Consider the following 13,257-nt stretch of genomic DNA (forward strand, 5'->3'; position numbering starts at 1 on the left):
ATCACCATCAGTTGAAACAGACTGGACATGGTCCCCCGCTTGTCAGCAGGTGATAATTCCGCCAAATACGTCGGAATCAGCGCTGACGCTGCCCCCACGGCCATCCCTAAGATGACCCGCGAGATAATCAACGTCCAGAATTCAGGGGATAACCCGGAACCCAACGCCCCAACAAAGAAAATAATTGCTGATAATAGCAATAACTTCCGCCGACCATAACGGTCAGAGGATGGTCCAATGATGGCTGCCCCGAGAATCGCTCCCAGCAGAACAGCACTCACAACCCAACCTTGTTGCCAAGATCCTAAATGCATTTGTTTTTGGATAAACAGAATGGCTCCGGAGATAACCCCGGTATCGTAGCCAAACAGCAGTCCACCTAATGCACCGAAGAAGTAAACAAATCCGGTCGAAACTTTTCGCATAAGTATCGCTCCTTAGTGCGGCATAAGCCGTCATGTCAGTAGTGGCAATGTATGTAGAGAAGTTGGAACTGAAACTGTAAGTTGGTTGAAATCGAGTTGGTTGAGGTTGCCAACCAACCATGTATCTAGGATAGCACGTCTGTCATGTAAAAGAAAGCGCTTTCTTTAAAAACAATTAAATTATTTAAGCTTTCTGAATGTCTGGCCTGACTAGCGCCTGATCACATTACAGCTAACCTTTTCGTGGTAGCTACAATTAATTTGCCAAATCATGCAACAAACCGTGGAATTTTAACATTAGTATTAGTAGACAGCAAAAAAGCCTGGGCTCTACCACCCAAGCTTTCTCGTCGTCATTTAAAGTTCCTCGCGCCGGTAGTCCAACAACTGCTTACTGATACTCTTAGTTTGTTGGTAAACCTGCTTGTAAATTTTGTGCATCTTGGCATACTTCGCTGCGTTCTCTGGAATTGGTTCGTAGGCCTTGCCAAAGTGAACGAACGTTTCGGCACAATCCTGTAAGGAATCGAACCAGCCCAAGCCGGTGGCCGCGATCATCGCTGCCCCCATACCAGGCCCCTGTTCGTTCTTTAAGCTGACAACTTTACGGTTAAAGATATCGGCTTGAATTTGTAGCCAAAGGGGACTCTTGGCCCCACCACCGATAGAAACGACCGTATCAAAGTCGCCACCATTCTCTTCATAAATGTCGAATAGGTCTCTGAAGGAGAAGACGATCCCTTCCAGCACGGCCCGGACGAAGTCATAGCGTTGGTGAGTCCCATCAACACCGGTAAAGCTCCCCCGGATATCCGCATCAGCGTAAGGCGCCCGTTCACCCACAATGTAAGGCGTGTAGAGCAGACCATTGGCCCCAACGGTTGATTTAGCGGCACTAGCCACGAAGTCCGTGAAGTCTTCGGCAGGCGCAAACGTCTTCTTGAACCAGCTCAGTGAGTAGCCGGCAGCCAGCGTCACACCCATGGAGTAGTACTTGTCGGGAATGGCGTGATCTTCAAATTGAACGACACCATGGTAGTTAACGTCCGGCGTGTCTTCATACTTCAGTACAACCCCAGAAGTCCCGATACTCGACAAGACCATGTTCGGGTGTAGGATCCCGGCACCCACGGCACCAGCAGCGTTGTCCGCTGCACCACCAAAGACTTTGGTAGCCGTCGTTAAGCCAGAGAATTCGGCGTAGGCCGGCGTTACGGTCCCCGCAAAATCAACGGACTTGATCAGTGGTGGGCACATGCTCAACGGAATATCGAAGGTATCACAAATCTTCTTACTCCATTCACCCTTCGCAACATCGAGCAAGACGGTCCCGGTGGCATCGGAGTAATCCATTGCCAGGTTGCCCGTCATGCGGTAACGGACGTAATCCTTGGGCAGAACGAAATACTTGGCCTGAGCCCAAATATCCGGTTCGTTTTCCTTTACCCAGAGTAACTTGGTCAAGGTGAAGCCTTCCAGCGGTTGATTCCGGGTGATATCAACGAATTCATCGCCCATCTTGGCTTCAATCTCTTCACGCTGAGGCGTACTCCGCGTATCATTCCACAGAATTGATGGCCGCAGTACCTTCTTGTCCTTGTCCAAGAGCACTAGTCCGTGCATTTGCCCGGAGAAGCTCAGCCCTTCAATGTCGCTAGCGCTCAAGTGATCGTTTAAGATCAAGCGCACGATCGCAACCGTGGTGCCGGAAACCCAGTCTTCTGGATTTTGTTCGTTATATCCTGGCTTCTTTTGAATTAAATCGTAATCGAAACTTTCTTGGGCGACAATTTGCCCACTGTGATCTAGTGCGGAGACCTTAACGGCACTGGTCCCTAGGTCAACACCGAGTACATACTTTCCCATCGGTCATTCCTCCTAATTTTCAGTTCATCTGTTCATTAATCACTTAATGTTGTTTACCTGTCGCCTTACCGTTCGCCAAATTTGGACTGGAACGCTGTGGGGAGGACGGGGCAAGCCAAAGAACGGTCTTGCCCCTCGCTTGAAGCCGAAGAACCCGTCTTCAAGTCGCCATTTACCAAGAAACTCACTTGGTAAATCCCACGGCTGAGTCCAAATTTGGCTCACTCACGGCTAGCTAGATGTTGTCAATTATCACTGATTAGATACTGATGTCTCAGCTATTTAAACAAGTTTACCATTCAAAAACTATCTAAACCGGAGGAGGGCAGAGATGGAGCCAGCTGTGTCGACGGTGTTAGCCGATTCTCGGCTTACAGCGTGGGACGTGTTGGAAGACCGGTGAACTGCCGGGCTTCCAACCGAGCCGGAGGACCGCTTCCCAGGCCGCAGGCGTTCCCCACAGCAGGCGGAATCTCTGACAGCCGCAGGTGCTTGGTTTAGACCGCTTTGAGCCTACCATCCCCACCACTTAAACTCTGGTAATAGCTTTAGTTCTTTTGATCTTTAGTTGATAGATAAAAATGGCGGACGAACACACCGTCCGTCCGCCATTCTATTGATCTTTATTTTCGCAAGGAGCGAGATTACTTGCTCAGAGTGTCAATGATGTAGTGGTTGATCGTATCCTTGACTTCTTCCAAGTGATCAGAGTGCGTAGCAGCAATCAATTCTGATTGTGGCTTGTCGATAGCGTACTTTTCAAGGGACTTGAAGTCGGCCTTGCCGCTTTCGATGTCAGCACCGATACCTGATTCGTATGAACTGTAACGGTCCTTCTTCAACTTGTCTAAGAAGCCGTCTTCCTTCATAGCAACGGCAACCCGTAAGCCGGCAGCAAAGCTGTCCATACCTACAATGTGACCGTAGAAGAGGTCTTCTGGGGCAAATGATGAACGACGAGGCTTAGCATCGAAGTTCAAACCACCGCGAGGGCCGATGCTCCCGTTTTCAACAACTTCGTACATAGCAGCAGTCGTTTCGTACAAGTTAGATGGGTATTCATCAATATCCCAGCCGATTAACTTGTCACCTTGGTTGGCATCCAATGAACCTAACAGACCTGCTTCACGGGCAGTCCGGATTTCGTGTTGGTAAGTGTGACCAGCCAAGTTGGCGTGGTTACCTTCCAAGTTCAACTTGAAGTCTTTGTCCAAACCGTATTCCTTCATGAAGGCAATCGTGGTTGCGGCATCGAAGTCGTATTGGTGAGTCGTTGGTTCCTTTGGCTTTGGTTCGAGCAACATTTGTGCGTCGAAGCCAATTTCGTTAGCGTAATCCTTAGCCATGTGGAAGAACTTAGCAGCGTGTTCTTGTTCTTCCTTCATGTTGGTGTTCCAGAGTGATTCGTAACCTTCACGGCCACCCCAGAAGACATAGTTTTCAGAACCAACGCGCTTACCAATTTCCAAACTGTGCTTCAATTGAGCGGCACAGTATGCAAAGATGTCAGCGTATGGAGAAGTTGCGGCACCTTCAACGAAGCGAGGGTTCGTGAACATGTTTGACGTGTTCCAGAGAACCTTCATGCCAGAAGTCTTTTGGTATTCAACGATCTTGTCAACGACTTTGTCCAGGTTCTTGTTGGTTTCACGTAAAGTGTCGCCTTCTGGAGCTAAGTCACGATCGTGGAAGCAAAGGTAATCTACACCCAATTTGTCGTAAAATTCGAATGCAGCATCAACCTTGGCTAAAGCCAAGTCCATAGGATCAGTGTACTTGTCGTATGGACGTTGAGCGGTACCATCACCGAATGGGTCAACTAAACGTTGATCAAAGGTGTGCCAGTAAGCCACGGCGAACCGTAACCAATCTTTCATTTTCTTTCCGCCAATAACTTCTTCTGGGTTGTAGTATTGGAACCCTAAACCTGACTTCTTATCTTGATGGCCGACGTATTGAATCTTGTCGATGCCTTTCCAGTAACTTGTTTTAGTATCCATAATTTATAAAAAACCTCCTAGTTAGTTCGTTGCGACAACCAACTTACAAATTCAATTATACAAGGTTTTATCTCTAATGCAAGCGTTTTCGGGAAAAAGATTCAAAAAATTGTTAGCGCTTGCGGAATAACGGTAGATCTGTGGCTTAGCCATCCCCGTGAGTGGTGGGTTGAAACTTTTTCTTCTATAGATATGCGTCGTCTAATTTAACCTAAACGTATTAGTCAATCTTGACGACTATGTCACCTCAGTTATCGTCATTTCATTTGCACAATCGTGGTAAGTTGTCCACCCGTCGGTCGTGCTATTTTAAGTGAAAATACGGCAGATTTGAAATGAATCAGCCAGTTCGTTCATAAGCTCAGCAATCAAATTAACCACAATTAAAATTATGGGAAAAATATTTTTAGCTGCTAATTACTCTGGGTTGCATTTTATGAAATCACAGTTTTCGTTGATATGACAACACTATCAGGTTTGATAGTCGCTATCGCATACATAGTTTTCCCTATAAACCTTAGCTACCGCTATATAGATTATTTTATCGAAACCTCCTATACTAGGGGTAGTTAATAACCCCGCTGTGAATTGCAACGAATAGGAGGATCATCATGTCAAAATCGGGAAACAATAAATTACACTATAAAATGTACAAGAGCGGCAAATCTTGGGTATTTGCCGGCATCCTGTCAGCTGGCCTGCTCTTGGCTGGCGGTGGTACCGTGGCCAGTGCGGATACAACACCCACGCCCACACCAACAACAGAAAACGTGGCTTCCGAAGCAGAGAATGTTCAGAACGACACCCCCAGCGAAACTCCTACGTCCGATGAGAAGACGCAAGACGCTGATTCAACAGCAACTGAACCAAAAGTTGAAACTCCTACGACACCCGAGAAGCCGAAAACGCCCGCTCCAAGTGAGATGCCTACTCCAGATCCACAGACTCCACCCGTACATACACCGGAAGTACAAGGCCCAACTACACCAAAGCAGCCAACAGCACCAGTAACCACACCGGAAACTCCTGAAGAACCCGCTACTAATCCAGCTCCAAAACAGGCTGCTGCACCCATGATGGCTAGCCTGAGCGTTCCGGCGGATACTTCTATCGACACTTGGATGCCTAACAAGACGCTGCAAAACATGGTCGCCAAAGCTTTAGGCAAAGATGTCTCACAAATCACGCAGGATGAAATGACTGGTTTAACGAGTCTGGCTTCGGGCCACACGCTGGGTGACACGGTATACGTTGACGGCAAGACTCCCTTCTCATTGGAGGGCCTCCAATATGCCACCAATTTAACTTCATTAGACCTCTCTTACGATCCCAGTTTTGAATATATTAAATTACAAATGTCGCCCAACGGCTCGGGTGATCTGGGTGATATCACTGACTTAACCCCGTTAAGCGCGCTCAGCAAGTTAACGACCTTAAACGTCGCTAACAATAAAATTGTCAGTCTCGCACCACTCGCTGGTCTTAAGAATCTCACCAGCTTAGACGTTACCTACAATCGAATCGGCGACTTCTCCATGCTTGACGCTAACCAATTCACTTCATTGAAGATCGGCCACCAAGTTTTTGTAGTCGACTACGCCCAACAAAAATACGTTGATCCAACAACGCATGCCATCACGATTGCCCAACCGCTGCGGCTGCCACAAAATTACAGTGGCACATTACAACTGCCATTCATGGGCTTTAACGGGATCAATGGTTTTGACATGAAAGAAATTAAACTTCAACAAGTCCATTTGCCAAGTGGCGACGGACACATCGTCTTTCTTCTGTATGCATCAGGTAATGACTCACTACACTATGCGTTAAATGCAGACGATAGCCTGTCCTTTACAAATATTGCGCCACAATCGACTTACTACTACGGTAATTCTTACAATCTCTATCCTAACTCTGTCGGTACCCCTACACCGGGTAACCACAAATATTATCTGCGAGCCGACTTGCAGGGTAAATTCGGCGACTCATTCACCGTCCTCATTCCTTATGCCAACGCTACCGCTGCCGCACCCGTCACTATTCAATACCGTGACGAAGCTGACGAGACCACGGCGATCAAAGACGACCTGGTCCTAGGTGCTGACCAGATGGCCGGTGACACTTACACCCTGACACCAGATCAACTGGCGGTCGACGGTTACACCTATGATGATGACCGGAATCAAGGCGCTGCGCTCACCGGAACCTTGTCTGATCAAGCACAGACGATCACCCTCTATTACAAGAAAGATGCCACTAAGCCTGTGACCCCGGTCACACCACCAGTTACCCCAGCGGCTACCGTGACGGTTACAGTTCACTATCAAGATGAACAGGGGAACACCGTTTTGCAAGACGCCTACTTGACCGGTTCAGCTGGTGACACCTACCAAGTTGATACGCCATCAATGGATAACTATCAACTCGTTTCAGCGGCTTACCCAACCGGAACGTTTGGTACTAGTGACCAGGACATCACCGTTACCTACCACAAACTCACCACTGGCGGCGATGGGGCGACTATTTCTAAAGAAAAGCCAACCATCAAAGGCCAGCCGGATACGGTAACCTCCAAGCAGAACACGACCACCAAGACCCGTCCCGCAACTAACCGGGCTAGTGGTCAAGCCACAACGGTCAAGCTCGCGACCCATTCTACTGGTGCCGCAGCCAAAGTGGCCGCCAATCGGTCAGCGGTCAATGGTCGTCAGTCAGCGGTCAAATCTAGTGAGACGCTACCACAAACTAACGAACACCGGACAGCGCCAATCATTGGCCTCGCACTACTCCTGAGCACCTTAGTTGGTTTCGGTTTATACCGGAAGCGTAACTAAATTAACGGCATACCAAAAGAACCATGACCACCGCAAGGATTGCGACGATCATGGTTCTTTTAGTGTATTATTCAGTTGCGGTCGTTTCAGCGCTAGGCCGATCGAAGTTCAATTCGTAGCCGTTCAGATTCAACACGCGGTGCGTGATCAACGAACAGCCACCCAATACTGTGGCTAGACGCGCGTTGTTCGTCAGCTCAATCGCCCGGTCATCATCTTCCGACAATTTCCGATAGGCGGACCGAATATCCGTTAATAATTTTGGCAACTCCTCGACTAGCGGTGAATTGATGAAGAAGGCATCCGGATCGAGCGTCCGCATGGTGTTGTAGATCAACCCCGCAATCCCGGTGACAAACGTCTTCAAAATCTTGGTAGTCTCCGCATCACCCTTTTGATATAAGCGAACGATGTCATCTCGATCAAGGTTGCTCAGGCCCTTCTGTTGCTCAACCTGTTGAATGATGGCGTCTTCAGAACAAATATCTTCGGCATGGATTGGCCGTGCATTCCCAGCATCATCAAACTGAAGGCTGGCTACCGTCCGACCAATTTCACCCGCATCGCCGTGTTCCCCGCGGAAAAGATCACGGTGGAGGATTACCCCAGCCCCGATCCCACGGTGAATACTGATGGTGACCGCACTATTCAGATTGCGAGCGCCATTGAAATCACGTTCATAAACGGCGGATAGGTTGGCTTCGTTTTCCAATACGACGGGGACGTGGTAGGCCTCGGTGAAGACTTGTTCCAAGTCAACATCGCCCATCTTGATAAATGGCGACGTCACCACTTTATTTCCCATCACGATACCATGAATAGAGAAGCAGATTCCCAATAACCCGTTACTGCTGGTATCAGCAGCCTGCGTTTCCTTGATGTACTGGTGGATGTGATCCACCATTTCGTGAATCGACTGATCCTTGGTTTGAATCCGGTCATACTTCCAGACGTGGCCGTCCAATCGGGTTGCCAGCGCATGTAAGTGTCGGTATCCCAAATCAAACGTCAATGTGTATCCATAATTTTGATTAATCTCAACTAACGTCGGCTTGCGCCCACCCGCAGTGGAAGCTTCCCCCAAGCCTAACTCCGTCAAATATCCATCGGCCATCAGGGTGTTGTATAACGATGAGACCGTTGACTTATTTAGGTGAAGCTGGTGAGAAATCTCGATCCGCGAGGTGGGATGATTATTAAAAATCTGTTGCAGGACAAACTTCAAGTTCTGATCATGCAACTGATTACGATTCATACTACGACGAACCATCCAATCCCTCCTTATCGCTCGGTCGTTCTTGCACCACTTCTCAAGTCATTACTGTTAGTGCGACAGACCGCCCAACTAACTGGGGTAGCCTTCGCCTTGAATATAACTCGATTGGAAGCGATAACAGAAACTAACATCATGGTTCAGTGAACCAACTAACCTCAGTATCGCCCACCCCTTGTGAAATTTCAACTGTTTGTACCAAATTTGTGTTATTTTTTTATGGAATTGTGCCAACTTGTCCTCAATTCGATCTTTCAGACTAAAAAAGTGGCCGGTTTTTCTACCGCACCACTTACCTACTGTTTCTAATTCAACGTCGCAATCAACCGCTTCACCCGGTCCTCAATCTCATCGCGTACTTGGCGAAAGACGGCCAACACATCTTCCTCGCTCCCCGTTGCTTGGGCTGGATCACGCAATGGCCAATGCTGCTTGGCAACAGTGGGCGGTGTCATGGGGCATTTATCCCGTGCATCCCCGCATAAAGTGACGACGAGATCACTGTGTTGCAAATAATCTTGATCAATCAGCTTAGACCGTTGCTGACTGATATCAACGCCTTGTTCAGCCATCACTTTGACGGCTAAGGGATTCAGGCCGTGCTGTTCAATACCCGCGCTGGCAATCTGCCAATCTTGCGGGGCTAGCTGACGGGCAAACCCCTCTGCCATCTGACTACGACATGAATTACCGGTACAGAGAAAATAAAGTTGGGGCATGGGTGAAACCTCCGTTTCATTATTGTCTAGCTAGAATCAGTCTTGCTTTGCTGCCATTAATGCTGACCTTAATTCATCATCCACCGCATAAATATAGAGCCCATTGACACCACGGGTTAACAACACGTTCAGCTCATTAGGTAACAGATCCTCGTAGACATACTGCTTCTTACCATTGGCTAAAGTCCGCCGCTCCGTCGCCCGCTTATTCGAGCTGAGTTCAGGATCATAGACAATTTTCCCATCACGATATTTTACAGATGGCCCAATAATAACGCCGCTGTAATTTAAATCAAATCCTTGAATGGTGTAAGTTGACCCAATTTCATTAATCGTTTGATGTTGTTCGGCCCACGCCAACTTTCTCCCTTGACCTCGTTGATCTGCAGCCGATGGTAGTTGCAGGTTCCATGGCATTGAAAATTCACCGATTGTGACATAATCAATTTGCTTATTACCACTCTTAAATGGCCAATCAAAGGTTGCTAACATCCGTGACAAGCCTGCTTGTTCATCACTTGCCTTATCTTTAATCGCATCGTACATCTTTTGGGGATCATCAAATATCCGTAAATCATAATTCTTATCAGCCGGAATCTTAGTGACGATGCGTCGATCAATTAACTCTTTTAGCCACATCGTCGTCGCTTCGCTGGCCTTCATCCGCATCTGTTTTTTAAACTTGATTAAATTCCCCTGCTGACTGGCTTTTACCTCTAAAGATTTAATTTCATTATCTGTCAGGTACTCTTCGGTCTTCAATATTTGCTTAGGATCAAAAACCGCAATCGTCAATTTAGATCTATCCATAATGTCCTTAAGTTGGTTTTGCCCACGATAGGACTGCTTCCCTTGCGTCCACAAAAGATGCGCCTCATCAATCAATACAATATCAACCGGCGATTCAACTTGGTGGTTATTAATAAAGCGCGTCGGCTTACTGACATGGGTGATATCCATGCCCAGCTTCCGCGAAATATCCTCATACACTTTGACCTGCTCATCATGGTTAACGAGCAAATAATTCTGACTGGCACTAAAGTCCGTATAATTTTTATCTTGCCCTAACTGCCACAACTGATAAAAAAGGGTACTCAGTAACACAGTCTTTCCGGACCCCGCTTCCCCCTCAACCAGAATCAATTGATGCCCTTGCTTTGCGTGCAAAACCGTCTCAATCCGACGTAGAATTAAATCACGCGCGTGTTTTTGCTCCGACGTCAGTGTGTGGAAAGGTGACGCTTTAAAAAGAGCTGAATCACGAATAATAGATTCTACCGGGAAGAGATCCTGATTAAATTGGTTGAGTTTCCGCCAAATCTTAGAGAAAATAGCATCCTTTTCATTGGCCGTATAGTATTTACTTTGTTGATTTTCACGTCGATTGTTCAATCTTTTAACACTCGAGACGCCTGACATATACAACATCATCGTATTTTCTATATCCAATGTCAGCGACTTATTGAAGTGTTCATGACCAATTACCAACAACTTTGAACTTCGACTATCAGCTAAATACTTCCAATCCTCGCGTCGATGAACGTCATCAAGTAGATGCTGTTGCGTTCTTTGTTCAATGTTATTCGTTTCGCCAACGTAAACATCATACGCGTCCCGCTTAAGCCTATCGTAGACAACATAGACAGTGGGAAACTCAAGTAGTAATTCTGCTTGAACACCCTGCGTTTTCTGTTTTATCGTCACTAACCCATCTTTACTAAAATCAACTTCTTGAATTACGGGTTTAGGAAGCTTTGCCATCGTTATTGCCCACCTTGTTGTTTGTCAAACGTCCAATGTCTCTTTTGATTAATTTTCAGTTTCTCATGCACAATCTCATTGGGATCAACATGTAATCGGTCACACATATAGTATAGATACGTCAGTGTATCCGCCAATTCCATCTTCAGTTCAGCGGTCTTTTCTGCAGTTAACTCAGAGTGATCACCCTGCCACAAAAAGATCTCATTAACCTCCGCTGCTTCAACTGTCAAAGCCCGAGCCAAAGCTGGTAACGTATGGTACTTACGCCACCCACGTTGATCACGAAAGTCACGTAGCTCTTTCATAACAGCGGTATAGTCCATACTCATATCCGCATCATTCATGCCTTCACCCCTAAACTCATTCTGCTAAAAGTATACCATGACTACCCTTTCAGCAATCGCCAAAATAACTTCAGAATTTCCTTCACGCTATTATCACCGAACACTTCGCCAATTTCATTGAAATTCATAAAATTCTTATCGAAACTTATTATGTCACCTACACTACCTTAGCGATTATTCTCAACCACGGACTCTTGCTCACCGGCCCACCGCAGATGACCCCAGACAATACCGAGGACGAAACCAACAAAGGTCGGAACCAACCATCCCAGTCCCAGTCCAGCGAACGGGATAACCTGATGATAAATCCGTAACATACTAGCGACTGGCCCCAAACTCGTGACTACTTTAGGCGAATTAGCCAACATATCTAAGACGGCCGGCACTGCAGTAAACGCAATCGTCATTTTATAAACAATTCCCGCGTAAGGACGCTTGGCAACCGTGAGCGAAGCCAAGATCAAGGCCAATGACAACGGGTATAGTAACATTAAAACAGGCAACGACCAGGCGATGATCGTGTCTAGGCCAGCGTTTGCCACTAAAAAGGATACAAACGTCGTGACGCGTAGCCAGTTGAGGTAGCTCACCTTAGGAAATAACTTGTGAAAGTCTTGCGCAAACGAGGTTACCAGTCCTAACGCCGTCGTAAAGACGCCTAATGTGACCAGAACTCCCAAGAACGCTGTACCAAACCGCGTGAAATATCGGCCAACAATTTGTGACAACGCCACGGCACCGTTGGCCGACAACGTCAATTGACTCAGACTAAAGGCTCCTAGTAACACCAATCCAAAATAAATCAAGATTTCCAACGCAATGCTCAGCGTGCCCGCCTTCGCCGTCAACCGGGTCAACTCACGATCGTGGTAACCCAGTCCCCGAACGGCATGGACAAAGGTCACGCTCAACGCCAATAGCGCCACCGCATCTACGGTATTATACCCTTCCAAAAAGCCACTGATAGTAGCGTTGGTTTGGTAGGCTGCTGTCGCTCCGTGATTCAAGCCGCCCATCGGATTGACGAACGCGACCACGAAGATAACGGCCAACATCGTCAAGAACCCGGCATTTAGATACTTTCCCACTACCTTAACTAAATTATTCTGATGTGTCGCCAGCAGATAAGCTGCACCAAAGAATACGCCCGTGAAAAGTAGCATACCGACTGTGTCAAACTGCTTAGGTAGAAACGGTTGTAACGCCATTTCATAGGCCGTCGCAGCCGTTCTGGGAGTTCCGAAGAACGGTCCGATTGTCAGGTGAACCAGAATTAAGAAAAGGGCCGCATAGTGGCGACCTACTGGCTTGGCCAAATCGTAAAGCCCGTCACTCTTAGTGACGACCACCGCCAAAATGGCCAATAGAGGAAACAGTGACCCAGAAATAGCAAAGCCGAGTGCCGCCGTAAACCAATGCTCACCTGCCATCTGCCCCAAATGTACGGGGAAGATCAAGTTGCCAGAACCGAAAAACATTCCGAAAATCAGTGAGCTAACCACTAACAACTGACCAAGATTTTTACGCTTTTTACCCGTTACTGTTTGCTTCATACCTTTTCCTCCACAACTATTTTTGATTTTAAACGTCAAAAGAGCCCTTCTCCCACTACGGGAAAAGGGCTCTACAAGTAGAACGGTACCACCTTTTTGAGGCAGTTACCCACCTCACTCGTCACGGACCAACATCCGCTAGCCAAATAATGGTGGCCACCACGATTGCCTACATATCAGCATCGAACTCGGAAATGATTTTCACTCTAACTTGACGGTCACTTTTCACTTCACGTGACTCACTGGGCATCGCTGCGAGAGCTACTTTTTTCCTCAACGTTTTGAAATATTGATTGTATTATAGGCGATGGTAAATGAAATTTCAATGGTGTTTTTAATTATTTTCTAATTTATTTTCTCAAATCGCTCATTGTGAGAATTGGTGATTATCCTGTTTATTTAAGAACTCAATTAGTTCAGTAACCAGCCTTAAAAAAGTAAAATTTCGATTTATAAATTAAAAAAACGGCGATATTTGA

9 protein-coding genes are annotated in these 13,257 nt (G+C 47.0%); 1 reads left to right on the forward strand and 8 read right to left on the reverse strand.

Going from position 1 to position 13,257, the window contains the following annotated elements:
- From HF569_RS06595 to xylA, 3 genes are all read right to left on the reverse strand, one after another.
- Positions 1–425, reverse strand: a 425-nt coding sequence (locus HF569_RS06595; protein WP_168901801.1) for an MFS transporter, incomplete at its 3' end; no start/stop codon positions are given.
- A 357-nt stretch (positions 426–782) separates the two neighbouring features.
- A complete protein-coding gene (gene xylB / locus HF569_RS06600) occupies positions 783–2,291 on the reverse strand; it encodes a xylulokinase (RefSeq protein WP_168901802.1) in 1,509 nt (502 codons plus the stop codon).
- 644 nt (positions 2,292–2,935) lie between these two features.
- Positions 2,936–4,291 carry a xylose isomerase gene (gene xylA / locus HF569_RS06605; RefSeq protein ID WP_168901803.1) on the reverse strand — a complete coding sequence of 452 codons (1,356 nt, stop codon included), beginning with the start codon at positions 4,289–4,291 and terminating at the stop codon, positions 2,936–2,938.
- 611 nt (positions 4,292–4,902) lie between these two features.
- On the opposite strand from xylA, the gene HF569_RS06610 reads away from it, so the two are divergent.
- Positions 4,903–7,125 (forward strand): MucBP domain-containing protein, encoded by a 2,223-nt coding sequence (locus HF569_RS06610; protein ID WP_168901804.1) that lies wholly within the window; start codon positions 4,903–4,905, stop codon positions 7,123–7,125.
- A gap of 67 nt (positions 7,126–7,192) precedes the next feature.
- Here the strand turns inward: HF569_RS06610 and HF569_RS06615 are convergent, their stop codons facing one another.
- The 5 genes from HF569_RS06615 to brnQ all read right to left on the reverse strand — a co-directional run bounded on the left by HF569_RS06615 (position 7,193) and on the right by brnQ (position 12,778).
- Positions 7,193–8,395 (reverse strand): ROK family protein, encoded by a 1,203-nt coding sequence (locus tag HF569_RS06615; protein ID WP_168901805.1) that lies wholly within the window; start codon positions 8,393–8,395, stop codon positions 7,193–7,195.
- 308 nt (positions 8,396–8,703) lie between these two features.
- Positions 8,704–9,117, reverse strand: a complete 414-nt coding sequence (gene arsC / locus HF569_RS06620) for an arsenate reductase (thioredoxin) (RefSeq protein WP_168901806.1) — start codon at positions 9,115–9,117, stop codon at positions 8,704–8,706.
- Between the two features lie 36 nt (positions 9,118–9,153).
- A complete protein-coding gene (locus tag HF569_RS06625; protein WP_168901807.1) occupies positions 9,154–10,878 on the reverse strand; it encodes a DUF2075 domain-containing protein in 1,725 nt (574 codons plus the stop codon).
- 2 nt (positions 10,879–10,880) lie between these two features.
- Entirely contained in the window at positions 10,881–11,225 is a 345-nt protein-coding gene (locus HF569_RS06630; protein WP_232842588.1) for a nucleotide pyrophosphohydrolase, read from the reverse strand.
- Between the two features lie 167 nt (positions 11,226–11,392).
- A complete protein-coding gene (gene brnQ / locus HF569_RS06635; protein WP_168901808.1) occupies positions 11,393–12,778 on the reverse strand; it encodes a branched-chain amino acid transport system II carrier protein in 1,386 nt (461 codons plus the stop codon).
- Positions 12,779–13,257 lie beyond the last annotated feature (479 nt).

Origin of the sequence: Levilactobacillus tujiorum, assembly GCF_012641185.1 — a bacterium.
Taxonomy (GTDB): domain Bacteria; phylum Bacillota; class Bacilli; order Lactobacillales; family Lactobacillaceae; genus Levilactobacillus; species Levilactobacillus tujiorum.